We start from the raw sequence: 25,768 nt of genomic DNA on the forward strand, positions 1-25,768 counted from the left end.
GGAGGTCTTACAGCCTATACCTGACGCTATGCTTTCAGTACAAAAAAGATTGTTAGTAAGGGATAGAGGGGGAACTTACATGGCAGACTTACGCATTAATTTAGCGGGCATCAAATCGCCGAATCCATTTTGGCTAGCATCTGCTCCACCAACGAATTCAGGCTATCAAGTACAGCGTGCATTTGAAGCAGGCTGGGGTGGCGCAGTATGGAAAACGTTAGGGGAACCGATTTTAAATGTGTCTTCCCGTTTTGCAGCTGTTAGCTATAATGGTCAACGTGTGGCGGGCTTTAATAATATTGAATTAATTACGGACCGACCACTAGAAGTCAATTTACAAGAAATTTATGAGACGAAAAAGAAATTTCCTAATCACGCAATTATTGCCTCGTTAATGGTGGAACCAAAACAAGAAAAATGGCATGAAATTGTGAAACGTGTAGAAGATGTGGGGGTTGATGGTCTTGAGCTTAACTTTGGTTGTCCACATGGGATGGCAGAACGAGGCATGGGTTCTGCCTCTGGTCAAGTCCCTGAATTGGTGGAAAAGCAAACGTACTGGGTAAAGGAAGCGGCGCGTACACCTGTCATTGTTAAACTGACGCCAAATATTACGGATATTACCGTGACGGCAGAAGCAGCAACACGAGGTGGAGCAGATGCGGTAAGTATGATCAATACGATTAACAGTTTAGCGGGTGTTGATTTAGATTCTTGGAATACAGTACCACATGTGGCAGGCAAAGGAGCTCATGGAGGCTATTGTGGTCCAGCAGTTAAACCAATTGCACTGAATATGGTCGCAGAGTGTGCCCGTAATCCATTAGTCAATGTACCGATTTCGGGCATTGGAGGCATCTCCAATTGGCAAGATGCTGCGGAATTTATTTTAATGGGTGCAACAGGTGTACAGGTATGTACAGCAGCGATGCATCATGGCTTTAGTATTGTGGAGGATATGATTGATGGGCTGAATAACTACTTAGATGATAAAGGCTTAGCTTCAGTCATGGATTTAGTCGGTCGCTCTGTGCAAAGGTATTCAAACTGGGGCGATTTAGATTTAAATTATAAAATTGTCGCAGAAATTAATAATGACGTTTGTATTAATTGCAATAAATGCCATATCGCTTGTGAGGATACATCCCATCAATGTATTGATCTTTATACGGAGGATGGTCGCCCAATGTTAAAGGTTCGTGAGGAAGACTGTGTAGGCTGTAATTTATGCTCGATTGTTTGCCCTGTCGATGGGGCCATTTCAATGGTAGAACGTACATCCACAATTCCGCCAATGACATGGAATGAACGCCAATCACTTCTTAGCAGTCTAGCAAAATAAAGTACCGTTGTTCAATTTTGAATAAAGATTAAAATCGAAATTCCACCTTCCTTCAGCATTTTTGGTGAAGGAAGGCACTTCAAGTAGGTTGTCACGGAAATTAGAAAAAAAGGAGAGAAACATTATGGAACGTGAAGGGAATTATTTAAAATCCCCAGATTTACTTCCAGTGACACATCAACAAAGAAATATTGGAACATTTGGTTTTGCAGTGATTTGGATAGGAATGGCGATTGTATTAGCGGCTTTTGCCATTGGTGGTTCAGCCATCATGAACTTATCCTTACCAATGGTCATAGTGGCAACATTGGTAGGTTCTTGTTTAATCGGTGTTTTTATGACGTTAATTGGTGATATCGGGATAGAGCATGGGCTATCTTTCCCTGTTTACATGCGAGCACCATTTGGCACATTCGGTACGCATATACCTTCTCTTGTAAGAGGCGTTACAGCTGCCTGTTGGTTTGGTCTGAATACGTATTTTGGTGCATTAGCGATAAACGGTATTTTAAATTTATTGTTTGGCTTTGATAATTGGTTTATTTGTTTCCTTGTGTTTGCAGCACTTCAACTCTTTAATACTTCACTGGGCATTAAATCCATTGAGCGCTTTGCTGATTTAGCAGCCCCTGTCATTATTTTAATTTCTTGTTGGATGTATTACACATTGGCAGATAATGCAACATCTCAGGGAAAAAATATTTGGACGTGGGTGGAAACTCCAACAACAGGCTTTGCTGCTTTTACAGCCTTTATGGTAGTGGTCATGGCAAATATGGGCTTTTGGTCAACACTAGCAGCTGATATGCCGTCCCTGTCTCGATTCTTTAAAGCACCTAAATATGAGCGTAATTGGTTCAAGCGCAATAAAACACAGCTTGTGGGCTCATTAATTGTCATGCCCATTACGAATACGTTCATTGTTACAATTGGAGCAGTGTGTTATATGGCTGTGGCATCGGCTGATCCAATCAATGCCTTACAGCAAAGTGCAAGTGGCTTTATTCTAGGAATTTTATTGTTGATGATTGTGTTAGCACAATGGTCGACAAATACCTCTGCTAATGTCGTGCCAGCAGCTACTATTTTCTCTAATATTGGAGGACCAAAAGTTCCATTCTGGGTAGGGGTTGTCATTGCAGGAATTATCGGTATTCTTGCTCAGCCTTGGAGCCTATTTGATGTGATGGTCAATGTCCTATTAATCATTGGGGGTATTTTAACGGCGATTGTAGGAATTTTATTTGCTGATTATTACCTCATTCGTAAGCGGCGAGTACATGTAAAAGAGCTTTACGAATTAGACGGGCAATTTAAATATTATAAGGGCTTTAATATGGCAGGGTTAATCGCCTGGGTAATTGGCGGAGTAGTTGCGAATATATTTTCAACTTATTCCTCTTTAGTAGGGTTCGCTGTAGGAGCGTTTGTATATTATGTATTAGCGAAGTATTGGTGGTTTAAAAAGTATCCACAAGCTGAGCTAGATGATCCAAGTGATGCCAAATATTTAGGCATTACGGTTGGACATAATTTAGATGAACTATTTGGGCAACCAGCAGCTCCAACGGCGGCTCCAGATGAAGATGAACTGGTGGAGCAACAAGATCCTCTGTTCGAAATGAAGGGTGCCGAGTAAGAGAGACAACATCAAGACATTTTCAAAAGAAGGTGAGGTGATGGCATGTCTGAATTCCAACAAAGCACAGAGGAAATCCAAAAAGTAGATCATTATTTAGATAGTGGCTTTAAAATCAAATATGTCTACGAAAATTTAAGTGGAATGTTTGTTGAATTTGCTCGTCAGGAAGAAGTGACATTGCTACAAATTCTAACAGCAGATGCACGTAAATACTTCTCTGCCAAATTACAAGAACAAACATTACTACAATAAAGACGTAAACTCTATTCCTTTCGTTAAAATGGGAATAGAGTTTTTTTCTTTTCCTTGTATTAAATGGAGGGATTGGATGTAAAAGATCATGTCTATAGCAGAAAAAGACTTTTTGGCAAGGCGAGGAGTTGATTTCCGTTCCGCCAGCGACCTTTCCCGGGGGCGTCCGATGAGCCGCTAATTCCCCTAGGAGTGACGCTGGCTCCACTCCAATCAACCATCCTGCAAAAGTGTCTTTTCCTTATTTTTCATACTAGCGGTAGCGATCAAAATAGCCCAATATCTGAATTCGATGCCTAATAGGATAAGATCGAAAGCTCCTAATGTTTTCTTTAGTTGAATAGTCCCTTTATTTTGCAATAAATCCTCTATTTTCTTTCTTCTAAATACTGTTTTACGCACAAAAATTCCTCATTTTCTTAAAAATATATAAAGATATTATACTTTTTTGATAATTAGGTCAATTACTTTTGTGAGATAAAGTTTAATTTATCGAATTTTAAGAATTTTTTGAAATAAAAGAGTGGTATTTGTTGAAACTATCAAATTATCATTATTTTTTGTTTTTCCTAAAAATACATTTGTCTTTTTTAGAATAATTGTTTATGATTTTTAAAGGATGTTCAACGTAGAAATTACATCAGGAAAAGAGGCGTTATGGAGTGGCCAATAAGGAATTACAACGAGGATTAGAAGCACGTCATATTCAAATGATTGCACTTGGAGGTACGATTGGTGTAGGGCTATTTATGGGCTCAGCAAGTGCTATTCAATGGACGGGACCTTCTGTACTCCTTGCCTATGGGATAGCAGGTATTTTTATTTTCTTCATTATGAGGGCAATGGGTGAGATGCTTTATACAGAGCCAAGTACAGGCTCTTTTGCCACGTTTGGCTATAAATATATTCACCCTTTAGCGGGTTATTTAACAGCGTGGAGTAACTGGTTCCAATGGGTCATTGTTGGGATGTCTGAAATTATAGCAGTGGGAACGTATATGCAGTATTGGTATCCAGAATTACCAGCATGGATACCTGGTCTTATTGCGATGGTGATTTTAGGTGTGGCGAACTTCATCTCTGTCAAATCATTTGGTGAATTTGAATTTTGGTTTGCGATGATTAAAATCGTGACGATTATTTTAATGATTATTGCAGGAATTGGATTGATCTTCTTTGGCTTTGGCAACGATGGTATAGCAATTGGCTTATCTAATCTGTGGAGTCACGGTGGCTTCTTTACGGGTGGCTGGACAGGCTTCTTCTTTGCCCTATCCTTAGTCGTTGCTGCTTATCAAGGGGTAGAGCTCATTGGGATTACAGCAGGGGAAGCAAAAAATCCTCAACAAACGATTACCAATGCCATTCAAAGCATTATTTGGCGTATTTTAATTTTCTATATCGGTGCAATCTTTGTCATTGTTACAGTGTATCCTTGGGATGAGCTTGGGACAATTGGTAGTCCTTTCGTGGCGACATTTGCGAAGGTAGGTATTACAGCGGCCGCAGGTATTATTAATTTTGTTGTCATCACAGCAGCAATGTCAGGCTGTAACAGTGGGATTTATAGTGCTGGACGTATGTTATATACACTTGCTATGAATGGTCAAGCACCAAAATTTTTCGCCAAGCTTTCTAGTAATGGCGTACCGTTATTTGGAACAGCGGGCGTGTTAGTTGGGTTAGTCATTGGTGTTATCCTAAGCTATATTGCCCCTGAAAATTTATTTGTTTATGTGTATAGTGCAAGTGTTTTACCAGGGATGATTCCATGGTTTATCATTTTAATTAGTCAAATTCGTTTTAGAAAAGAAAAGGGAGCGCAACTGGCGAAGCATCCTTTCAAAATGCCTTTTGCACCCATTACAAACTATGTAACGATTATCTTTTTAATCATGGTGCTAGTTGGCATGTGGTTCAATGATGATACACGCGTATCATTAATTGTTGGCATTATTTTCTTAGCTCTCGTAACAATGAGCTACTACGTATTTGGTATTGGTAAAAACCGATACAGCAAAGATTCTATAGAATAGCATAAAAGGATGTATCTCTAACTGGGATGCATCCTTTTTGTATGGCTATTTTTGCTAGCACAATTTTTACATAAATAAACGAAAAAAAGCCAAACTACTAAAAATGAATGATATGGATTGGTATTCATCGGAATGAAAGGGGTGGAGCGAAAATGAACGAGATACCTGAACAAATTGTCGCTAAATTAAAGCAGGAAATTAACGAAGTCGATGATGTAAAACTGAAAATGATTGCTACAGAAGAAGGGGATGTGACGGTCATTTATTTCTCCTCACTCATCGAAAAAATGACCTTACAAACCATGGTGACGATTCCACTGGCCAATAATTTGAAACAAATTCATCAAATGGCTCAATATGTGGACCCAAAGGATGTACAGGGTGTCGTTAAAAAATTGAATGCTGGGCAAACCCTTCTTTTCTTTCACGAAACCAATGCACTTTTAAGCGTCGATACATATAGCGCACCTACAAGGGCTATTACGGATACGGAAACAGAGTCAACTGTAATTGGTCCACAGGATGCATTTACTGAATCACTCGAAACGAATATTTCGTTAGTGAGAAGACGTATTCAAAGCTCCATGCTAAAAAATGAAAACCGAATTGTTGGGTCCGAAGCTAATATTAAAATATCGATTATGTATATGGATAATATAGTGAGTCATGAAAATTTAGATGATCTAAGAAACCGTATCGACCAGGTAGAATATCCGTTATTTACAGATATATCCGTGTTGAAGCAATTAATTGAGGATAATCCATTATCGCCGTTTCCTCAATATTATATGACAGTCCGACCAGATAGTATTTGCCGTTATCTTCTAGATGGTAGAATTGTCGTTTTTATGGATAATAGTCAATTAGCGATTGTCTGTCCCACTTCTTTTTTTGAAATGTTCGTGTCGATTGAAGATTATTACAACCGTTGGACAACGGCATCTTTATTAAGGATGTTGCGCTTTTTTGGTTTTTTCTTAACGATCATGATTACACCTATGTATATATCAGCCTTAACCTTCCATCCAGAAATTTTGCCATATGAATTATTATTAAATCTTCAGGAATCCAGAAGTAAGGTGCCATTTCCACCGCTGATTGAAGTGTTATTTATCGAGCTGATTATTGAAGTCTTGCGAGAAGCGGGCTCCCGAATGCCTGCCAAAGTCGGACAAACAATTGGTATCGTAGGAGGTATTGTAATAGGGACGGCCGCTGTAGAAGCTGGTTTACTCAGTAATATACTCATTGTATTAGTCGCAACCTCAGCTCTACTGTCCTTCTTACCGCCGATTTTTTTAATGAGTAATACTAGCCGATTTATCCGTTATATTTTTATTTTATCGGCAGGGTTATTTGGCTTGTTTGGACAGATGCTCGCCTTTGCATGGTTAATTCATCATTTATTAAGTCTAAAATCTTTAGGCACACATTATATGACACCTGCTATTCCAAGAAAGCCAACCGATTTATTGGATAGTGTCATCAGATTTCCAACAAAATATTTAAGGAACAAATCAGGGATTTCCAAGGCACAGAAAAAATAGAACCAGAATGAGGTGGTCAACTTTGAATACAACAAATGGAAAGGTGTTAAATCGCTATCATGTCATTTTCTTAGCACAAAGTATTATGATTGGTACCGGTATCCTTTCACTACCTCAAAAACTAAGTTCTATGGGCTATACACAAACATTTATGCCGCTTCTCTTTGGCGTGATTGCCAGCCTGACGCTATTTGCCATGGTATGGCTTTGCTCTAAATTTCCCAATGATGATTTATTTCGGATGAATGAAATACTATTGGGAAAATGGCTCGGAAAGTTTATAAATATACTCATCATTATTCAATTTATTGTCTTTAGTGCAGGAATTATTAGTAATTATATGCACTTAATTCAAAGCACAGCTTTACAGGAACAAACAATTACCTTGCCTGTACTTTGCTTTTTACTGTTGCTTATTTACATCGTAAGTGGGGGCATAAAATCAATTGCACGATTTTGTATGATGACCTTTTTTATCACGATTGGCGTCATCTATTTTACGCGCTGGGCGATTGAAAAAGGTGATCCTAGTCATTTTTTGCCTCTATTTAATTTCACACCGAATGAATTTTATGAAGCGTTAAAGCAAGGTTATTTTTCTATACTTGGTTACGAATTGATCTTATTTTATTTTCCTTATATCATCGATCAAAAAAAGGCCTTCCGTCATTCCTTAATAGGCATTTGGATTAGTATTTTTTTATGCTTTATTACAACAGCTATTAGCGTCATGTATTATTCAGAGTGGCAATTGAAAAATGTAGAGTTTTCAGTATTAAACTTGTTTAAAGCTGGAGAATTTACCTTTATTGAGCGAATCGATATCATTGGCATTACACTTTGGGTTCTTCTTATACTATCCTCGGTCACAGCCTATGTTTGGTGTGCAAAAAGGGGTGTGGATACCTTACTTAAAAAGAAAAAACAAAATTATCAGCTATATATCATCGCCTTCATCATTTTTATTATTATAAAAATGCCTTTTTCGCGTGAATTTCAAGAAAAATTATTTATGGCAAGTAACTATATGGGCTATTTGCTGGTGATTTGGCCCGTGTTTTTAATTCTGATATATATAATTCGAAAAAAGCAGGTGCAAGTATGAAACATAAACAGCTATGCATCATTTCTTTTTTGATTTTAGTTTTACTGGCAGGTTGTTCTAAAAAAGAAATAAAAGTTCCTCTAGAGGATGTTGGGATGGTAGATTCGATGGCCTTTGATTATATCGATGAAAACCAGATGAGGCTCACAGTAGCAATTCCTCAATATTCTCCAGACGCAGAAAAAGACACACAAACGTTTTCTATTACAACAGACTTAGTGTCAAGCGGCATCGTGGAAATCGAAAAGCAATCCGATAAGAAAATAGTCTTCAATCAATTGCGAGTGGTCTTAGTAAACGAAGATTTTGCACGGAAAGGGAATGTTCGAAAAATCATTCAGCACTTATATCGTAATGCAGAAGTAGGTAATAAAGTATTGATAGCCGTGGTGAAGGATAATGCGGAAGCGATTTTAAAAGGGGATTATCCTGATAAGCCAAGTATTAATTTCTATTTGAATAATCTATTAGAGCCTAGTATTAATACTGCTTTTAATCCAAATACTAATATTCATGATTTTATGTATTCGATTACCAATCCAGTAATTGATACAGTATTACCTTATGTTGAAAAACGAGGGGAAAAATTAGAAATTAAAGGCGTTGCCATATTTAAAGGGAATCATATGCATGAATTAATTAAACCTGAGGAAGCACTTGTTATCCAAGCATTAAGTGGACGGAAGAACCTTGCGCCTCTGCATCTGGATTTAAACGCGGGACACGGAGAAGAAAAGGTAATGATCGATTTAATCGAGAGCAGTGTGAAAAAAGAGAGTAATAAAAATATGGAATCACCCGAATTAACGATTTTCTTAAAAATTAAGGGTACATTAAGCGAATATAAGGGAGAAAGAGAGTATCAATTATTCACGGTTGAAAGTATTAGTGATTTAGAAAAAGATGTGAATAAACAGCTTGAACAGGATATTGGTGGTTTTTTAGAGCGATTAAATAAAACAGAGGTAGACCCCGCTGGCTTAAGTGAAGAATTCAGAATGTACCATCATGGAAAATGGACGACGAAAAAAACAAGAGAGCTCATTGGAAAATTAGACGTAAACGTCCGTGTAGAAACGTCCATTATTAGTACAGGTACATTAAAATAATAGCACAGGCCAACTCGTCAAGAATTGGCCTGTTTTGTTAATGTGCTTTTCGCATAATAAAGCTTAAATGTCTCCCTGCTTGTTTGTCTTGACGGTAAGAAAAGCCATCTGGGCTAAGGAATGTACAGGTTTCATCAATTTGAATTTGTTCAGGAGGAATACCCGCAAGCTCACATTGTTTTTTGACCGTTTGTTGATTATCAATATGATATTTTTTCGTTTCTGCATTGTAATACATAAATTCTTCGGCATAGCCGAGGCTGTGAAACTTTTCATAAACATCTGCATCTACCTCAAATTTTTGCTGACTCAGCGCCATACCAATTTGAACATGAAAATCCTCTGGTCGACATTGTTCTTCCTTCATCAGATGCTGAAACAGTTTGGGTGTTATTTCTTTGACGGTTCCTTGCCATCCTGAATGAATAACACCGACGAGTCCATTCACAGCATTATAAAAAATAACTGGAACGCAATCTGCCGTAAAGCTACATAATAGTAAGTTAGGCTCTACTGTATAAAGCGCATCGGTATTCTTCACCGCTGTATCCATTTGCGCTGCCCCACGTCCTTGATCGGCTAATGTGACTTTATGGAAGTTTGCACTATGTGTTTGCTCTGTACAAATAAAATTTTGTAAGTCACAGTTCAAAGTCGCGGCTAAATGCTGACGATTGTCAATTATAGCTTGAACATCTTGGCAACTATGCAAAGCCATATTATTGTGCTCTACTTCCATCACATCTTTTAAGGTAGTCCCAGCAATCAATTGCTCATTATCTACATACATTTTTATTTTCATTTAATCACCTCGTTTTACTATATAGGATTGCTTATGGAATGTATAGGTTGCCGTAGCTACTCTTTTACCCGTCTATCAAACTTTTAGACATATCGAATCGATTTCCTCACATATAGTAGAAGGAATGCTAGAGAGGGGGAGAGAGTGAATGTTGAGTGAACAAGACATATTATTAATTTGCCAAGTAGGCATGGGACTTTTTTGGATATTTACATATATACTTATTATTTATAAAGGATGGCAAGATAAAACCTATGGTATGCCTATGGCAGCTATTTGTGCCAATATTTCATGGGAATTTATTTTTGCCTTTTTCTACCCACAAAATGACCTCCAACGCTATATTACGCTGATTTGGTTCGTATTGGATGTCTTTATTTTAATGCAATTTTTACGCTATGCTCCAAATGAATATCGAAAGATGCTATCAAAAAAGCTATTGTATTTCTCCTTTTTGATCTCGTTAATTTTCAGCATGCTGATCATTTTAGGCATAGTCTATGAGTTTCAAGATTTCGAAGGAAAGTACGTAGCATTCTTCCAAAATCTTATGATGTCAGGGTTATTTATTGCTTTATTATTGAAAAGAGGGAATTTAGCTGGCCAATCAATGGGGATTGCAGTGTGTAAGATGGTAGGTACATTATTTGCTGCAGTTGGCTTTTATCTCTACTTCCGCACGCCATTGATTACCATTATTTCTGTTGCAACACTCTTTTATGATTGGCTCTATATTCTTTTAATTTATCGATTGCAGTGTAAACAATTAGCAAAATAGGATATATTGTGCAAATTTTGAACACCAAATCTATTAGTAATGTATGCCAATTACAAATAGATTGCAACTTGATGACAAGCCGAATGACAAAGAATAGCGTGATAAAGGGCTTCGACCATTCATATTGCGTGCTTGTCATACAAATGTAAAAATCCTTCCAAATATTTTGTGATGATTATGGCTCTGAAACTATTTACGATAATGGTAGAGCAAATAGGAAGGATGATTAACATGTTTAAAAAAATAAAAAAAGCAGCACTCGCTTCAGTAATAGCAACTTCATTATTAGTACCCGTTGCGGCAATGGCAGCCGAATCCTATACAGTGGCATCTGGAGACACACTATGGAAAATAGCATTAAAAACAGAAACGGGTGTACAAGAATTAATTGATGCCAACCCACAACTTGCCAATCCAAATCAAATTTCCCCAGGGCAAAAAATTAACATCCCTGTAAAAGAACAGGCAACGGTTGAACAAGAGGTAGTTAAACTTGTCAATGCAGAACGCGCAAAAGCAGGTCTTTCAGCATTACAAGAAGATTGGGAGCTAGCTAGAGTAGCTAAATATAAGTCGCAAGATATGCACGATAAAAATTACTTTGACCACACAAGTCCAACGTATGGTACACCTTTTACAATGATGAAAAACTTCGGTATTACGTATAAATCTGCTGGTGAAAATATTGCGAAAGGTCAACGCTCCGCACAGGAAGTTGTAACGGCCTGGATGAACAGTGAAGGACACCGCGCCAACATCCTCAATAAAAGCTATACACATATTGGTGTAGGGTATGTACAGGACGGTAACTACTGGACACAAATGTTTATTCAAAAATAAAGAATCGCATTATTTTGTACTGAAGCTTTCTTACAAGAGTTGAAAATGATAGAGCATCTACTGGCTAATTAGATAGCTAGTTGATGCTCTTTTTTTAGTAAATGCTGCGGGTATTGGTTGTAGCTTCGCGAGTATCGGGTGTAGCTTCGCGAGTATCGGGTGTAGCTTCGCGAGTATTGGGTGTAGCTTCGCGAGTATTGGGTGTAGCTTCGCGAGTATTGGGTGTAGCTTCGCGAGTATTGGGTGTAGCTTCGCGGGTATCGGGTGTAGCTTCGCGAGTATTGGGTGTAGCTTCGCGAGTATCGGGTGTAGCTTCGCGAGTATCGGGTGTAGCTTCGCGAGTATCGGGTGTAGCTTCGCGGGTATTGGGTGTAGCACCGCGGGTATTTGCAGTAGCTTCGTGAGTATTCCCCTTGCTTAAAGACGATAACGATTTTTAAATGTTAATAGTTCAGTCATTAACATTCGTCAGTATTGTCATGTTTTTTTGCCAGGTACAATGAAATGGAGCGTGCTGATTGTTCCGCCAACTGATTTTACTGTGAGAGCCATCTATGGCAATGTTCAAGTAAAGAGTGGATTGGGCTTAAAGCCACAACAGGGAGCAGTAGATTTCGTAGATGTGAAAACTTCGGATTGGTATAGTGACGCAGTTAGAACGGCACAGCAATACCAATTAATTACTTGATTTGAAGATGGTTGCTTCCAACCGATGGAGCTGCTGACACGCGAACAGGCGATGGCTATTATTTCCAAGGAGATGACGTTAACAGGATTGAAGGAACTGTTACCAATTCAAAATACCAATGTAACACTTCAACAATTTACGGATGATAGAAGTGTAGCTAGATGGACACGAGATGATGTAGCACCATGTATCATAGCAAGTATTGTCACGGGCCAAGGTCATGCGACTATTGCAGCGAAGGCAAACGTGACACGTGCAGAAGTGATTATCATGCTCCAGCAATTATTAAAGAAATCTGATTTAATTGCCTAAGGTTAATTTCATGAACGGCAAAAGGCATCGATGCGATAAACTCGATGCCTTTTGTCTAAAGTTTAAGCGTAGAACTACTGCTGATTTTTAAGTGCAATGGCTTTAGCACGGGAGTTCACGCCTAGCTTACTATAAATCGTGGATAAATAAACACGAATAGTACCTTCTGATAAATGCAGCTCATTAGCTATTTCACGATTGGTAATACCCTCTGCTAATAAATCATACATTTCCTGTTCCCGTTGTGTCAGTATTGCCAGTGGCGTTGTGTTGACAATGGCGCCTTCCCGTAGATAGCTAAAGTATTTAGTGGGAATGGTATCCCATTTTTGATCAAGTTGTTCCAAATAACTATCTATCAATGGTAATAAGTCTTTTTCATCTAAAAATGTTCGAACATAATAGAATTTAACTGCAAGCTCGAACGCTTCGTGTAATATGTCTAAGGCAATGGCTTGGTTACCTAGCTTGTGATGACAAATAGCTTCAAGCACAGTTGCTTCAATTATTGTAGCAATTTGTCCTTCCTGCTGTGCTTTTGTTTTCACCTGAATGACCGTTGTAAGGGCGTCATTTGGTAGTGCTTTTGCTAAGGAGAGGCGGGCATGTACCAATTGCCAAAATGGTTGTTTGGTTTTAGTAGCCTGTAAGATGACATCCGCCTGCTGGCTATCACCATTGCGAAGATAACAATAGGCTTGCATAATTTGGATAGGTGTTCGCCAATGTTTTTCCGTTATATCCTCATATAGCTGTCCTAGCATGGCTAGAGCGGAACTTATTTGATTTTGCTCGACATAAATTTTTGCCTTTAATAGATACATCGGAATAAATAATCCAGGATCTTTCAATTGATGGCCTAGCTTGATAGCAACTTCTAGTTCCCTTTGAGCCCATTCTAGTAAGTTGCGCTCATATAAGGATTCAGCAGCAACCCCATAGCTAAATGCTGTGACATTCGCTGTTTGTAAAGATGTTTCTCTAAAAAGCTCACTGATTAAAGCGCCATCTTCTAATAGTTGAAGTTGTCCTTTTGATCCAATACTAGTGCGTAAAAGTTTATATTCAAAACTGTTATAAGGAATAGGGACATGATCCCAACGCGAAGAAATAGGCCCCTTTGCAAGCTGCTTGCGCATAATGTCCGCTACTACCTGTAAATCTCCACCTGAAGCCACAAGTGCAAATGCTTTCGCACTTTCGTATATATAAATCATCGCGGCATGTTCTTCCTGCTCCATCCACTGTTCTGCTAATTGACGCATCTCTAGTTCTTGCATAAGTGAGGTGGCTGTTTCCACTTCCATTGCTGAGACTGCTGTCAGGAATCCTATGACAAGCATTTCATAGGTAGCATTGTACTGTGCAAGACGAAGCTGCTGTAACCAACGCATAAACGTAGCGGTTTGTCCTGTTAAATAGAGTTGAACAAGATGCTCAGTGATCCATGATGCTGCCTGCTCATAATGTTCATGTTGTAGGACTAGTTCTATCGCCGAGACATAGTCACCTTGGTCATGTAGGAATTGAGCTGTGTCAAACACAAGGTCATGGATTTCTTGTGTGGTAAATTGTCTACTTAATTCCATTTGTAAAGCTTCAGCTAATAAATGGTGGTAACGAAAAATGGGCTTGTCAGCTTGTAGACGAAGTGTAAATAGCCCTTTAGCTTCAAAATTTTCCAATAACTCACGACTATTTGTCTGCTTGGTCAATTGATTACAAATAGCTGGAGTTAGCTCTCGTAATAGGGAGGTGCGCAGGAGAAACTCTTGAGTTTGAGATGGAAGGCTATGAATAATTTCCTCCCATAGAAACTCAGAAATAAAGGGTTGTGCAGTAGGTTGCAATGACTCTACTTCCTGTTCATTGACCAAGCTCATTAACAATATGCCAGCAACCCAACCCTCAGTTTTGTCTACTATATTTTGTAATTGCTGATGCGTTAAAGAGACTGAATGTTTGGCAGAAAAAAATCGCCTCGTCTCCTGAAGCGTAAACCGTAAATGTTCAGAATGAAATTCGTGTGCCCATTGTTTAACACGCCATTTAGCTATGGGAAGGGGAGGAACTGAACGAGTCAATACATAAATATGAGCATGATGTGGCAGATACTCTATGAATTGAGTCATCAGTTGATGAATGCTAGGGTTGTTAATCAGATGATAATCATCTAGTACAATATAAATAGGCTGTTCGGTTGTGTTGATTTCTTCGATTAAAGAATGGATGAAAAACTCAAGTGTTGCAAAGTCCTGTGTATTTAAAAGAGGTGCTAGCACTTGATCTATTTGATTTTGATAAGCCTTGGCAATAGCATGTAAAACATATGTCCAGTAGCGAATAGGGTCATTATCGGCTGTATCCAGTGAAACCCATGCGATTGCCTTTCCTTTATATTGAAGCCAACTGCTAAGTATACTTGTCTTCCCATACCCTGCTGGTGCACGTAAAAGGGTTACCTTAACATGTTTATGTTGATCGAACAAATCGAGTAATTGCGTTCGTTCTATTAGCGTAGCTGAATGATGTGGTATCGTGATTTTAGAAGATAATAATGTGTAAGGCATCATATCCCTCTCCTTAATTTAAGAAAAATTTTACAATATAATTTTTATTTTACTAAACTATCGCCTTTTTTTCGTATGTTAATAGACCTATCATTGCTTTTTACTAGTAGTCAATAAGTTTCTCCTAGTGTATTTTAGAAATATGACGTAGCTATACATAGAAAATGAACATTATAGGAGGGAGTGATCATGATGAATAAAAAGATAATATATATATTCTTCTTTTGCATGACGATGTTCTTGTTTAGTCAAAAAGGTATTTATGCAACAACTGTTCCAGCTCCTGTCGGTGATATATATGTGCAAGATTTTATGGAATTACTCACAATAGAGGAGAAAGTGCAATTAATACAGATGGCTAAGGAATTGGAGGAGGAAACATCTGCAAAAATTGTTCTATTAACGATACAAACAACAGGTGAGCAAACCATTGCAGAATTTGCGAAAGAGGCTTTCCGACAATATGGTGTAGGGGGCGAAGGTGTTTTATTCGTATTAGCAATGGAGGATCGAAAGACACGTATTGAAGTTGGTGATGATTTAGCAGGCATTATTTACGATGAACTAGCAGGGCAGATTCTTGATGACTACACTATTCCAGCGTTACAAGAAGAAGAGCCTAATCAAGCTATATTCAATACGTTTGAGGTATTAATTCAAACTGTGAAAGAAGGGCATCTATCACAGTCAAAAAGTTGGAATTTTGCAGAATGGGGCTTGACTGACTGGCTGGCATTTTTACTGTTTGCTGCTATTGGACTTACTACAGCATTCTTCCTTTTACTGTTTATTATGGGATTGTTTATGAAGGGTGACCAATCAAAAGGTGCTAAATCTCGTTCTGAGGATTCTACAAGCTATTGGCATAATAATGACAATGATTCTGGAGGTGGCGGCGGGGCTGATAGAGGATGGTAGCGTTAGTTGCCTCACCATCTTTAAGAAATAAACACGCTACAATGTCTTGCAATTGACACCGTAGCGTGTTTTTGCTGTCTTAACAAATAAAAATAACCAAAAAACAACACACTATGAGCAATAGACGAATAAGATGTCTCTGTAGTATGAAGATAGAGGTGGTGTTGATGGTTGAAAAAGAAGTGGTTAGCTACAAGCGGCATAATCTGGATGCTAGGTCTAGTAGGATGTGATAAAGAAGCGGTCAATGATAACAAGCTAGAACAAGAAATTCAACAACGCGAAGAAGTGCAGCAACCTGTTACATATGAACAAGAGCAATTGATTGAGCCTATTGTAAAGGTTGTTGATCCAACTACGAATAAGGTAATTACAACAATATTTCCAAAGGAATTTGGCTTCGATACAGACCCACAAGCCTATCAAAAGCACATAGAACAATTAGCAAGGGAATGGGCGAGAGGAACAGATACTTCAGATGGCTTTGATCAGCGTATGCTACTTGATCGACTGGATGAAAATGGGCAAGTCATCAAGGGGAAGCCGCAAATCATTTTAAAAGAAAGTAAACTAGTGGAGCGAATTATAAAAACTTCAGCGACTGGTGGTCAGGTAGAAATGCCACTCTATATAACAGAAAGTGGCTATTATTTTGAGGATCTTCCTTTATTAGAGGAAGTAGTTGTTGCATCCTATACGACGTATTTCAATCGTGCTGATTTAGGAAGAAATAAAAATATAGAGCTTTCTGCAAGAGCCATTAATAATGTGATCGTAGGCAGTGGCGATTATTTTTCTTTTAATACAATTGTGGGACCGAGAGACGAAGCAAATGGCTATCAGCCTGCACCTGAAATTATTAATAAGAAGGTAGTCATGGGTATTGGCGGTGGAATCTGTCAAACATCTTCAACTCTCTTTAACGCAGTAGATCAAATTCCAATCAAATATGTGGAGCGACATCATCATTCCTTAGATGTAGGGTATGTTCCAAAAGGTAGAGATGCTACGGTTTCTTATGATACGTTAGATTTTAGGTTTCAAAACGCAAATGACGTACCATTTTTAATTAAGGCAAGCTATGGAGAGAATTCTCTAACAATTGAAATTCGAACGGCAGAAAAATATGTAGAATTATTGAAGAACTCATAATGTCGTGATAAGACACCTCTGGACGTTGGTGTCTTTTTTTGGATGGCATGATATAGTTAAATTGATACAGATTAGAAAACTTTTAGGGGAGGAAAAACAATGCATCCTAAACTACAAGCAACTATCGATTCGATTGATTTATACCAAGTAACTTACCCAGAGGATGCTTGTGTCATCGTGGCAGATACGGAAAGAGTGCTTGCCTACAAACCAGGGAAAAAGGTTGACTTAAAAGTTGGGGTTGGTGATCCAGTACATAAATATCGTGGAACAGCAACAGAAATAGCGTTAAGCTCGGGAAGATTTATAAAAGAAGAACGTAGCGCTGAAGGATTTGGTATGGCCTATATCGCCTCTGCCCAGCCTATTTTTGAAGGAGGACGTGTTATTGGCGTATTAAGTGCCATTATTTCGAATGAAAAAATGGATAGTATGCGCCTATTGGCAACTGAGCTTTCAAGTGCTGTTGAAGAAATGACGGCCACAAATGAAGGGTTAGCCACTGCCAGTAAGGATGTATCCAATCGATTGGAAGAGCTATCTAATTTCTCAGAATCGATGACAGGCGATATTCAACAAATTAATGTGATTGTCCATTTAGTAAAAGATTTAGCTATGAAATCGAGAATTCTTGGTCTAAATGCATCGATAGAAGCGGCACGTTCAGGTGAGCATGGGCGTGGCTTTGCTGTGGTCGCTTCTGAAATACAAAAAATGTCCCAGAGTAGTACAGAAAGTGCCGATAGCATAACTGTGCAACTAGAAAACATTAAACAATCCATCGATCAAGTCAATGCATCAGCCAATCAAATTGCTGCGTTTACACAGCAATTTGCTGCGAGTATGTACGAATTAACAGATGCCTATAAAGGGGTTAATAGTACAGCAGAAAAGCTCATGCAGATTAGTGACATCAAAGGATAACCATATAAAAAGGATAATAGACAAGTGCTATTATCCTTCTTCATAATTAAATAATCTCTAAAATTTCCTGTGGTGTAGTGACACTGTATTCAGGTTCCTCGTTTTGTACGACCTCTTTGGCATCATAGCCCCATTCCACCCAAATAATGGGTACACCCGCTTTCTTACACGCAACAATATCCCTTTGCTCATCTCCAATGTATATCACGTCAGATGACTCAACATTTGCTTCCTTTAAAAACTTTTTCATTACTTTGTCCTTACCAAAAATGTGGTTGGAGCAAAGAACATCAGCTACACAATGAATACCGTTCATTTTAAGGAATTCTAAAATATTTTCCTTAGAATTAGAGGAAATAATCAGGATTTTATAGCCTCTTTTATCAATTTCTATCAAAACTTCTTTCATGCCCTCAAAAAGATGAACATCATTTAATGATTGACGATACAATTTATAAAATTGGGGTAAAATCATGGGCAATTTATACATCGGAAAGTCAAATAATTTACTGCGTTCTGAAATTGATAATTTTTTTAATGCATCAATTTCCTTCAATTCAATGCCTTTAAATTTATATTTTTGGGCTAATGTATTCCATGCTGATGCAAACACAGCAGTTGAATCTGCCAGTGTCCCATCAAAATCAAAGATAATATGCTTCATTGCAAACTTTCTCCTTTTTCATCTCGTTGTATTGACGTCTTATGCTAAAAAATGTTACATGGAATGGGCGATTTAATGCATCGTGAAACAGCAACCATTTTGAGCGTACGTAAACATCTTATGGTAAATATTATCAGATAATGCGGCGATTGCAACGGAAATGCTACAACAAAATGAGGTGTCTCCAAAGCCCATTGAGACACCTCATTTTTATCAAGAAATTATTGTGTTTTTTTCAAGAAAAACGAGAGAACGACATTAATAATTGCCAAGACAAAGCTGATAGTAAAGACAAATGTTGAACCTGAAGCCGCTGCTTCTTGGGTATTAGTTGTCATGTCACTTAGGAGCTGCAGTTGTTTTGTTGAGAACAACGACACCATCACAGCAATACCAATTGCACCAGACACTTGTTGAGAGGTTTGTGTAATCGCAATACCATCTGGAAAGTATCGTCTTGGTAAGGCATTCAGCGTATTCGTTTGGACAGAGGCTAATACCATCCCAACTCCAAGCATCATAATGATATGTGTTATGACTAATGCCCAAGTAGCTGTTTCGGTACCAGATAGAGCATAAAGTCCATAGCCGACCACAACAAGTATTGTGCCGGGGGTAATGACTGCACGAGGCCCATATTTATCGAAGAACTTGCCGATTGTAGGTGCTAATAGACAGTTTAATAGACTACCAGGAAGCAATATTAAACCTGTCACAAAGGCCGATACGAAAAGGGCCATTTGCATATACATAGGGAGCACCACTAGCATAGACAGCATATTGAAGAAGGTAATCATATTCATGAGAAGACCTAACACGAACATGGGATTCTGAAATGCTGTCAAATTTAACATTGGCTGTTCCATTTTCAATTGTCGCAATACGAATAAAAATAAGGCGATAATACCGAGCAAAATGACGCTAAGAACGGTAATGCTTGTCCAGCCTAAATCTCCGCCAGCACTGACACCATAGACGATGCCACCAAAGCCAATGGTAGATAAGATGATAGACCAGACATCAATAGCAAGCTGCTTTGTTTCATTCACATTGGGAATAAAGATAAAACCAAAAACGATGGAGAATAACAGGAAGGGGATGGTAACCCAGAATATCCAGTGCCAGGATAGCGTATCTAAAATCATCCCTGCCAATGTAGGGCCGAAAGCGGGTCCTGCCAAAATGACGAGACCCATAACGCCCATAGCACCACCACGTTTATTGACTGGGAAAATCGTGAAAATCACATTTTGTGTTAATGGTAATATAATCGCTAGGCCAGCTGCTTGAATAATACGTGCTAAAAGTAAGGCAGCAAAGACTGGTGCGACAGCGGCAAGCATGGTACCGATTATCGAAAAGAGTAAAGACGCCATAAACATTTGGCGAGTAGTAAACTTTTGCATTAAAATGCCTGTCACAGGTACTAAAATGCCTAATGTGAGAAAATAGCCTGTTGCCAGCCATTGGATGGTTGTAGCGTCCACATCGAAGAGCTGGCTTAGCTCTCCTAGTGCAATATTTAATGCGGTCTCACTAAACAGTCCTACAAAGCCGGCTACTAAGAGAGCCACCATGATCGGACCTGTTTTTATTTCCTTATTCACTGTAAAAACTCCTTCAAAAAATGTTTGACTATCATAGAAGAATAAAATACAGAACATTCTGAAATTTATAGATGGAATTCTAGTCTTATTTCATTCTTCTGCATGATAAAGTTATCGTGATGTGGATTATCAGCGATCGTGTTTCCTATTAGCTAGTACACCTCCGCGATACTAACTCTTCTGTTTTTTACTATAGCAAAAAAAAATTCTCAAATGTAAGCATTAATTTTAGCCTCTACTATACGATTTCACAATTTGGACAAACTTTTTTGACATAGCATTCATTTTTTGAGAGGTACGAGGAGAAATGTCTAGCACCTATCACTTTTACGTGATAGGTGCTACTTAGTGTTGAAAAACAAAACAGTCAATTGAAAGGTAGAAATGGATTTCCAATGCAGGCTACTTGCTTTCCTGTGGGCGAGCGCCGAATCACTTCCTCCGCTACCGCTCCGTTTAGGATTTTGCCTGTCTCGCTATCCCACGGGAGTCAAGTAGCCTTCCACTACAATCCACAAACGTGTTACCTTTTTAGCAAAGGTTTTCAGATAAAGTGAAGGTGTTCATTACTCTTTATGAAGAGGTGTTATCACGCTTCACTTCTCCACATTGAAAATAAGAGCTCATCCCCTCTAAGAATATAGATAATGGGCGATTAATCGCTATGCTGCTATGAAAAAAGTAAAGCCACTTCGCAGAATGGTTGATTGGAGTGGAGCCAGCGTCACTCCTAGGGGATTGAGCGTCACAGAGGAGACCCTGGAGCGAACGCAGTGAGTGAAGCGGCTCATCGGACGCCCCCTGGAAAGGACGCTGGCGGAACGGAAATCAACCCCTCGCCTTGCAAAGTTGCTTTTTCTGCCGTTGACATCATCTTTTTTCAACAACATGTAGCACCTATCACATATAAGTGCTAGGTGCTAGTATCTTTTTACAACAGTTTTTCTGTTTTTTCTCGTGTTCGAATTAAATAATAGGCATTGATGGAGGAGGCAATCGGAATAATCAGTGCAATGCCGATGCCTGCACAAAGAATGGTTGTCATTTCAGCACTAAAAACTTTGGAGTTAACAATCTCGCCAATCGAATAGGAGAGATCCTTGAACCAGATTAACAAGCTTAAATAGCCACCAAAGAAAGCAAAAAATAATGTATTGGTATCGGTTCCTAAAATATCTCTCCCGATACTTAACCCAGATGTAAATAGTTTCTTTCTACTAATCGTGGGATTGCGATAAAAAATCTCATGCATGGAAGTGGCGATAGAAATAGCCACATCCATAATGGCACCTATCGTACTCATAATAATGACTGATGCACCAATCTGCACAAAATTAACGCCAATGTAGAGGGAAAAGATACTAATTTCTTCAGTCGATTCTTCACCAAACCCTTGGATCATCGATTTTTCTGTAATAAAGGTAATAAATAGCAGTAACACAACAATCGTCACCATCGTTGCGATAAAGGCTGTAATGGTTTTACTGTTTGTTTTATTGATATAGAAAAGGCTAATACAACTAATGACCGTACAGGCTATAAACGTCAAGATAATGGGACTATTTTTAGGGTTTGTCATTAAAAAGATGGTGATAAAGAGTACACCAAAGTTTAGAAATAAAGAAAGAAATGAGCGGACACCCTGCTTACCACCTACTATCACCATCAACGCAAATAAAATAATTGCTAATAAGACGATAACATTCATTCTTGAACCCTCTTTCGATTAATGAAAAATATAGCAGTATACTGACTAATAGGAATCGTGAGGACAACACCAATACCCCCTGCTAAGGCACGGGCTAATTCTAAAGAAAGATTCAAGGACAATGTGAGCCCTAATGTGGAAGAATTTTTCAAATAGAGAATAATCATAGGTATGGAGCCGCAAAGGTAGGCAAAGAATAAAATACTTGTAATCGTACCCATGATATCTTTACCAATTTCATGCCCTGAAGTTTTAAGTGCCTTCACAGAAATAGAAGGGTCTTGTTCATATAAAGCAAATATGGAGGAAGCCATCGTAATAGAGACGTCCATGACAGCCCCAAGTGAGCCAATAAATAAACCGGCCATAAAGACTGTGCGATAGGGCCGTGTTAAAAATTGCATTTCTTCATAACGAAGACCATTTTCACCTGTCAACCACATTACAATTGAGCTAATGATAAGCGCTATAACAGTTCCTAAAAGTGTGGACACAATGGCTACATACGTTTTTGTATTCAATCCGCTAATGAGTAGGAGCGAAATAATGGTAAATAGCAGGGCACAAATACCGCTAACGAATAACAGACTTACGCCCCCATGTGTAACATAAAGATCTAATGCAAATGATAAGATTAAGGCATTGACAACCAAACTAATGATAGAAAACAAGCCCTGTCTTTTGCCTATAATAAGTAAGGCGAAAATAAAAATCCACGCAATCATGATCATGGTTTGATCACGTTTTAAATCGAGGATGGTACCTGTTAACCCTGATTGTGTTGCGTGATTATCTATGGTGACAAAGATTTCATTACCTACATGGTATTTTTGATCAAAAGCACCAGAAGAAGAATAGTCATTCATCAAATGAATGGATTGCCCCTTATACTGTCCATTTTTGATCATGGCCGTAATTTCCTGTGTAAACAATTCATCCTCATTCTCATACATATCTGTCATCGGTTCCGATTCTGTGACGTTCACCTGTATTACTTCCGCTATCGGTCGATCATAAAATTGTTCATTATGATGGACGAAAACAATTGAAATTCCACAACAGAGTGCTAATAAGGCATAGAAAACACATTGCTTAAACGGTATATTTTTTAAAAATGTCAAGGAAATGACCTCCAAACTGCTAGACTGAATAGTCACCTGTAAAGGAACGTTTTTTTGATTGAGAAGTTTCACAAACAGGTTAAATGTCATCATTTTAATAATTTCTTTTACATTTATCAAGTCACGTCAGAGCTGCTTAAAATTTATATGACGAAAAAAAATTAAAAAGAAGGATGGATAATATAATAAAATAGTGTTATCGTAAGACTAGCTAAATAAAAGTATCCTTCGGGGTAGGGTGAAATTCCCGATCGGCGGTGATGAAGCAATTCAAAGTCCGTGAGCGCAAGCTGATTTGGTGCAAATCCAAAACCGACAGTGACAGTCTGGATGGGAGAAGGGTAAAAATGCGAGCTTTTTAAATTGATTCTAATTTAGAAGGTTTATTTGACTATGCATTTATTACGCCACTTCCCAATCATCTTTTGGGAAGTTTTTTTATTTAGTACAATCGAATAGAAGATGTTCTTCGGGGTAGGGTGAAATTCCCAATCGGCGGTGATGAAGCAATTCAAAGTCCGTGAGCGCAAGCTGATTTGGTGCAAATCCAAAACCGACAGTGATAGTCTGGATGGGAGAAGAACAAATGAGATGACAGTCTATGGAAAAAATCGTTTTCAAGTAGGCTTATTTGTTGATGTCTTATACTCCCAAAACCCCTTTGATGAAAGGGGTTTTTATTTATTGTTAATTAGTGAAGGGAGAAGGATAAAACACAAAAACAGGTGGATAGACTTTCAAAAATGACGGATAAAACTTCAAAAGTGAAGGATAGAAGAGCTAATAAGAAGAGTAGGTGATGGAATGTTTACAGGGCTTGTAGAGGATATTGGTGTCGTAAAAGCTATGCAAAGCGATCGGGACAGTATGAAAATTACGGTTCATTCAGCCATGATAGCGGAGGATGTCAAGCTTGGCGACAGTATAGCAGTCAATGGTGTTTGTTTAACGGTGACACATTTTACTAATCAGCAGCTTACAATGGATGTTATGCCTGAAACAGTCAAAGCAACAAATTTACAGCAGCTGGCACTAGGTGATTCAGTTAATTTGGAGCGTGCCATGCCTGCTAATGGACGATTTGGCGGTCATTTTGTTGCTGGTCATGTCGATGGCGTCGGTAAAATTTTGCGCATACGTCCAGTAGCAAATGCCGTTTATATGGATATTGAAATGTCAGAAGAACTAACAAGCTTTTGTATTCCGAAGGGTTCCATAACAATTGATGGCACAAGCTTAACCCTTTTTCATGTTGAAGCGAATCGTGTCACGATTTCACTCATTCCTCATACTTACAAAGAAACCGTTTTAGGTATGAAGAGGGTTGGAGCAATCGTTAATATCGAAACAGATTTAGTCGGTAAATATATTTTACAGCAACTAAAAAAAGGGCAAGTAGCGCCAACAATTACGAGAGATTATTTAGCACAACATGGTTTTTAAAATAACAGAATGAGGAGATGATAATCGTGCTACATACAATTGAAGAAGCCATTGAGGATTTAAAGCAAGGCAACATGATTGTGGTGGTCGATGATGAGGATCGGGAAAATGAAGGAGATCTGTTGGCACTCGCTGAATTCATCACACCAGCAACGATCAACTTTATGGCAACCTATGGTAGAGGTTTAATCTGTACACCGATTTCGCAACAGATCGCACAAAAGCTAGATTTACATCCGATGGTTCAGCGCAATACGGATAACCATCAAACCGCATTTACGGTGAGTATTGACCATGAAGATACAACGACAGGGATTAGCGCCTTTGAGCGTGCATTGACAATACAGAAAATGATAGAAAAGCAAGCTAAGCCGACTGATTTTCGTCGACCAGGTCATATTTTTCCGCTGATTGCGAAGGAGCATGGTGTGTTAGAACGGAGAGGGCATACAGAAGCGACAGTTGATTTGGCGAAGCTTTGTCATAGTATACCAGCAGGTGTTATTTGTGAAATTATGGGTGATGATGGGCAAATGCTTCGTTTTGAGGAACTGACAAAGTTCGCGGCACATCATGGCTTAAAAATGATATCAATAGAAGCATTGGTTGTTTATCGTAATCAGTTATCCACAAATAAAAATAAAATTTCTATTTAAAAAGGAGCAAGAACAATGGGTCAAACATTTGAAGCACAATTAATTGGAACGGATTTAAAAATTGCAGTAGTTGTAGGTCGTTTTAATGAGTTCATTACAAGCAAATTATTGGGTGGAGCAATGGATGGTTTAACACGCCATGGGGTTGATCCCGCATCTATTGATGTCGCATGGGTTCCAGGGGCTTTTGAAGTTCCTTTTATTGCGAAACAACTGGCAGAAACAAAGAAATATGATGCCATTATTGGTTTAGGTACCGTTATTCGTGGCTCTACAACTCATTATGACTATGTTTGTAATGAATCAGCAAAAGGCATTGCCAATGTATCGTTAACAACGAATGTACCTGTTATTTTCGGTATTGTCACGACTGAAAATATTGAACAGGCGATTGAAAGAGCAGGCACGAAATCTGGTAATAAAGGCTATGATGCTGCAATGTCTGCAATCGAGATGGCGAATCTAAAGAAAATGATTGGCTGAGGATAATTTGAATAACTCGTCACAACATTTGTTTCTTTGAATATTTTGAACAACCGTGGGAAAAATATG

The 25,768-nt window shown here is 38.5% G+C and carries 24 protein-coding genes and 2 riboswitches; of the genes, 17 read left to right on the forward strand and 7 right to left on the reverse strand.

Going from position 1 to position 25,768, the window contains the following annotated elements; genetic code table 11:
* Nucleotides 1-79: 79 nt before the first annotated feature.
* The 3 genes from preA (at nt 80) to MHB40_RS07830 (ending at nt 3,236) form a co-directional block, all read left to right on the forward strand.
* Entirely contained in the window at nt 80-1,342 is a 1,263-nt protein-coding gene (gene preA / locus MHB40_RS07820) for an NAD-dependent dihydropyrimidine dehydrogenase subunit PreA (RefSeq protein WP_205442406.1), read from the forward strand.
* 124 nt (nt 1,343-1,466) lie between these two features.
* Nucleotides 1,467-2,981 carry an NCS1 family transporter gene (locus MHB40_RS07825; protein ID WP_342534240.1) on the forward strand — a complete coding sequence of 505 codons (1,515 nt, stop codon included), beginning with the start codon at nt 1,467-1,469 and terminating at the stop codon, nt 2,979-2,981.
* A 45-nt stretch (nt 2,982-3,026) separates the two neighbouring features.
* Nucleotides 3,027-3,236 carry a hypothetical protein gene (locus tag MHB40_RS07830; RefSeq protein WP_016995612.1) on the forward strand — a complete coding sequence of 70 codons (210 nt, stop codon included), beginning with the start codon at nt 3,027-3,029 and terminating at the stop codon, nt 3,234-3,236.
* A gap of 213 nt (nt 3,237-3,449) precedes the next feature.
* On the opposite strand, the gene MHB40_RS07835 is transcribed toward MHB40_RS07830, so the two are convergent.
* Nucleotides 3,450-3,638, reverse strand: coding sequence for a hypothetical protein (locus MHB40_RS07835; RefSeq protein WP_342443051.1), 189 nt, complete (start codon nt 3,636-3,638; stop codon nt 3,450-3,452).
* Nucleotides 3,639-3,898: 260 nt separating this feature from the next.
* Between MHB40_RS07835 and MHB40_RS07840 the strand changes: the two genes are divergently transcribed.
* From MHB40_RS07840 to MHB40_RS07855, 4 genes are all read left to right on the forward strand, one after another.
* Nucleotides 3,899-5,272 (forward strand): amino acid permease, encoded by a 1,374-nt coding sequence (locus MHB40_RS07840; RefSeq protein ID WP_342534241.1) that lies wholly within the window; start codon nt 3,899-3,901, stop codon nt 5,270-5,272.
* A gap of 152 nt (nt 5,273-5,424) precedes the next feature.
* On the forward strand, nt 5,425-6,819 hold the full coding sequence (locus MHB40_RS07845; RefSeq protein ID WP_342443052.1) for a spore germination protein: 1,395 nt from the start codon (nt 5,425-5,427) through the stop codon (nt 6,817-6,819).
* 22 nt (nt 6,820-6,841) lie between these two features.
* Nucleotides 6,842-7,924, forward strand: coding sequence for a GerAB/ArcD/ProY family transporter (locus MHB40_RS07850; RefSeq protein ID WP_205442412.1), 1,083 nt, complete (start codon nt 6,842-6,844; stop codon nt 7,922-7,924).
* The gene (locus MHB40_RS07855) at nt 7,921-9,033 is read left to right on the forward strand and encodes a Ger(x)C family spore germination protein (RefSeq protein WP_342443053.1); all 1,113 of its coding nucleotides are present in this window, start codon (nt 7,921-7,923) and stop codon (nt 9,031-9,033) included. The genes MHB40_RS07850 and MHB40_RS07855 overlap by 4 nt, the downstream gene beginning before the upstream one ends.
* A 37-nt stretch (nt 9,034-9,070) precedes the next feature.
* Here the strand turns inward: MHB40_RS07855 and pgeF are convergent, their stop codons facing one another.
* Nucleotides 9,071-9,835: a peptidoglycan editing factor PgeF gene (gene pgeF / locus MHB40_RS07860; protein WP_342534242.1), complete on the reverse strand. Its 765-nt coding sequence runs from the start codon at nt 9,833-9,835 to the stop codon at nt 9,071-9,073.
* A 148-nt stretch (nt 9,836-9,983) separates the two neighbouring features.
* Between pgeF and MHB40_RS07865 the strand changes: the two genes are divergently transcribed.
* From MHB40_RS07865 to MHB40_RS07880, 4 genes are all read left to right on the forward strand, one after another.
* Nucleotides 9,984-10,613, forward strand: a complete 630-nt coding sequence (locus MHB40_RS07865; protein ID WP_342534243.1) for a hypothetical protein — start codon at nt 9,984-9,986, stop codon at nt 10,611-10,613.
* A 231-nt stretch (nt 10,614-10,844) separates the two neighbouring features.
* A complete protein-coding gene (gene safA / locus MHB40_RS07870) occupies nt 10,845-11,453 on the forward strand; it encodes a SafA/ExsA family spore coat assembly protein (protein WP_342534244.1) in 609 nt (202 codons plus the stop codon).
* Nucleotides 11,454-11,952: 499 nt separating this feature from the next.
* Complete coding sequence (locus MHB40_RS07875; RefSeq protein ID WP_342534245.1) at nt 11,953-12,141, forward strand: hypothetical protein; 189 nt, start codon at nt 11,953-11,955, stop codon at nt 12,139-12,141.
* A 24-nt stretch (nt 12,142-12,165) separates the two neighbouring features.
* Entirely contained in the window at nt 12,166-12,453 is a 288-nt protein-coding gene (locus MHB40_RS07880) for a hypothetical protein (protein ID WP_342534246.1), read from the forward strand.
* A 74-nt stretch (nt 12,454-12,527) separates the two neighbouring features.
* On the opposite strand, the gene MHB40_RS07885 is transcribed toward MHB40_RS07880, so the two are convergent.
* Nucleotides 12,528-15,026 carry a LuxR C-terminal-related transcriptional regulator gene (locus MHB40_RS07885; protein ID WP_342534247.1) on the reverse strand — a complete coding sequence of 833 codons (2,499 nt, stop codon included), beginning with the start codon at nt 15,024-15,026 and terminating at the stop codon, nt 12,528-12,530.
* Nucleotides 15,027-15,212: 186 nt separating this feature from the next.
* Here MHB40_RS07885 and MHB40_RS07890 point away from each other — a divergent pair, with 186 nt between their 5' ends.
* The 3 genes from MHB40_RS07890 to MHB40_RS07900 all read left to right on the forward strand — a co-directional run bounded on the left by MHB40_RS07890 (nt 15,213) and on the right by MHB40_RS07900 (nt 18,017).
* Nucleotides 15,213-15,941: a TPM domain-containing protein gene (locus tag MHB40_RS07890; protein ID WP_342534248.1), complete on the forward strand. Its 729-nt coding sequence runs from the start codon at nt 15,213-15,215 to the stop codon at nt 15,939-15,941.
* A 171-nt stretch (nt 15,942-16,112) separates the two neighbouring features.
* Nucleotides 16,113-17,093, forward strand: a complete 981-nt coding sequence (locus MHB40_RS07895) for a VanW family protein (RefSeq protein WP_342443058.1) — start codon at nt 16,113-16,115, stop codon at nt 17,091-17,093.
* Nucleotides 17,094-17,192: 99 nt separating this feature from the next.
* Complete coding sequence (locus MHB40_RS07900; protein ID WP_342534249.1) at nt 17,193-18,017, forward strand: methyl-accepting chemotaxis protein; 825 nt, start codon at nt 17,193-17,195, stop codon at nt 18,015-18,017.
* Between the two features lie 46 nt (nt 18,018-18,063).
* Here the strand turns inward: MHB40_RS07900 and MHB40_RS07905 are convergent, their stop codons facing one another.
* From MHB40_RS07905 to MHB40_RS07920, 4 genes are all read right to left on the reverse strand, one after another.
* Nucleotides 18,064-18,681, reverse strand: coding sequence for an HAD-IA family hydrolase (locus MHB40_RS07905; protein WP_342534250.1), 618 nt, complete (start codon nt 18,679-18,681; stop codon nt 18,064-18,066).
* Nucleotides 18,682-18,902: 221 nt separating this feature from the next.
* The gene (locus tag MHB40_RS07910; protein ID WP_342534251.1) at nt 18,903-20,288 is read right to left on the reverse strand and encodes a DHA2 family efflux MFS transporter permease subunit; all 1,386 of its coding nucleotides are present in this window, start codon (nt 20,286-20,288) and stop codon (nt 18,903-18,905) included.
* 931 nt (nt 20,289-21,219) lie between these two features.
* Nucleotides 21,220-21,996 carry a YibE/F family protein gene (locus MHB40_RS07915; protein ID WP_342534252.1) on the reverse strand — a complete coding sequence of 259 codons (777 nt, stop codon included), beginning with the start codon at nt 21,994-21,996 and terminating at the stop codon, nt 21,220-21,222.
* Nucleotides 21,993-23,117: a YibE/F family protein gene (locus MHB40_RS07920; protein ID WP_342534253.1), complete on the reverse strand. Its 1,125-nt coding sequence runs from the start codon at nt 23,115-23,117 to the stop codon at nt 21,993-21,995. Before MHB40_RS07920 ends, MHB40_RS07915 begins: the two co-directional genes overlap by 4 nt.
* Before the next feature lie 220 nt (nt 23,118-23,337).
* Nucleotides 23,338-23,463: riboswitch (FMN riboswitch) on the forward strand.
* A gap of 115 nt (nt 23,464-23,578) precedes the next feature.
* Nucleotides 23,579-23,704, forward strand: a riboswitch (FMN riboswitch).
* A gap of 217 nt (nt 23,705-23,921) precedes the next feature.
* On the opposite strand from MHB40_RS07920, the gene ribE (MHB40_RS07925) reads away from it, so the two are divergent.
* The 3 genes from ribE (MHB40_RS07925) to ribE (MHB40_RS07935) are packed head-to-tail and all read left to right on the forward strand — an operon-like array spanning nt 23,922 to nt 25,699.
* Entirely contained in the window at nt 23,922-24,560 is a 639-nt protein-coding gene (gene ribE, locus MHB40_RS07925) for a riboflavin synthase (protein WP_342534254.1), read from the forward strand.
* 26 nt (nt 24,561-24,586) lie between these two features.
* The gene (gene ribB / locus MHB40_RS07930) at nt 24,587-25,216 is read left to right on the forward strand and encodes a 3,4-dihydroxy-2-butanone-4-phosphate synthase (protein WP_342534255.1); all 630 of its coding nucleotides are present in this window, start codon (nt 24,587-24,589) and stop codon (nt 25,214-25,216) included.
* Nucleotides 25,217-25,231: 15 nt separating this feature from the next.
* A complete protein-coding gene (gene ribE, locus MHB40_RS07935; protein ID WP_342534256.1) occupies nt 25,232-25,699 on the forward strand; it encodes a 6,7-dimethyl-8-ribityllumazine synthase in 468 nt (155 codons plus the stop codon).
* Nucleotides 25,700-25,768: the final 69 nt, after the last annotated feature.

Origin of the sequence: Lysinibacillus sp. FSL K6-0057, from assembly GCF_038630885.1 — a bacterium.
GTDB lineage: Bacteria > Bacillota > Bacilli > Bacillales_A > Planococcaceae > Lysinibacillus > Lysinibacillus fusiformis_F.

Coding starts and splice junctions, on each gene's coding strand:
- MHB40_RS07875 (WP_342534245.1), top strand. CDS start 11,953: ATGAAATGGAGCGTGCTGATTGTTCCGCCAACTGATTTTACTGTGAGA.
- MHB40_RS07855 (WP_342443053.1), top strand. CDS start 7,921: ATGAAACATAAACAGCTATGCATCATTTCTTTTTTGATTTTAGTTTTA.
- ribE (WP_342534256.1), top strand. CDS start 25,232: ATGGGTCAAACATTTGAAGCACAATTAATTGGAACGGATTTAAAAATT.
- MHB40_RS07845 (WP_342443052.1), top strand. CDS start 5,425: ATGAACGAGATACCTGAACAAATTGTCGCTAAATTAAAGCAGGAAATT.
- preA (WP_205442406.1), top strand. CDS start 80: ATGGCAGACTTACGCATTAATTTAGCGGGCATCAAATCGCCGAATCCA.
- MHB40_RS07900 (WP_342534249.1), top strand. CDS start 17,193: ATGCATCCTAAACTACAAGCAACTATCGATTCGATTGATTTATACCAA.
- MHB40_RS07885 (WP_342534247.1), bottom strand. CDS start 15,026: ATGATGCCTTACACATTATTATCTTCTAAAATCACGATACCACATCAT.
- MHB40_RS07880 (WP_342534246.1), top strand. CDS start 12,166: ATGGAGCTGCTGACACGCGAACAGGCGATGGCTATTATTTCCAAGGAG.
- MHB40_RS07830 (WP_016995612.1), top strand. CDS start 3,027: ATGTCTGAATTCCAACAAAGCACAGAGGAAATCCAAAAAGTAGATCAT.
- MHB40_RS07825 (WP_342534240.1), top strand. CDS start 1,467: ATGGAACGTGAAGGGAATTATTTAAAATCCCCAGATTTACTTCCAGTG.
- MHB40_RS07915 (WP_342534252.1), bottom strand. CDS start 21,996: ATGAATGTTATCGTCTTATTAGCAATTATTTTATTTGCGTTGATGGTG.
- MHB40_RS07905 (WP_342534250.1), bottom strand. CDS start 18,681: ATGAAGCATATTATCTTTGATTTTGATGGGACACTGGCAGATTCAACT.
- MHB40_RS07890 (WP_342534248.1), top strand. CDS start 15,213: ATGATGAATAAAAAGATAATATATATATTCTTCTTTTGCATGACGATG.
- safA (WP_342534244.1), top strand. CDS start 10,845: ATGTTTAAAAAAATAAAAAAAGCAGCACTCGCTTCAGTAATAGCAACT.
- MHB40_RS07865 (WP_342534243.1), top strand. CDS start 9,984: ATGTTGAGTGAACAAGACATATTATTAATTTGCCAAGTAGGCATGGGA.
- ribE (WP_342534254.1), top strand. CDS start 23,922: ATGTTTACAGGGCTTGTAGAGGATATTGGTGTCGTAAAAGCTATGCAA.
- pgeF (WP_342534242.1), bottom strand. CDS start 9,835: ATGAAAATAAAAATGTATGTAGATAATGAGCAATTGATTGCTGGGACT.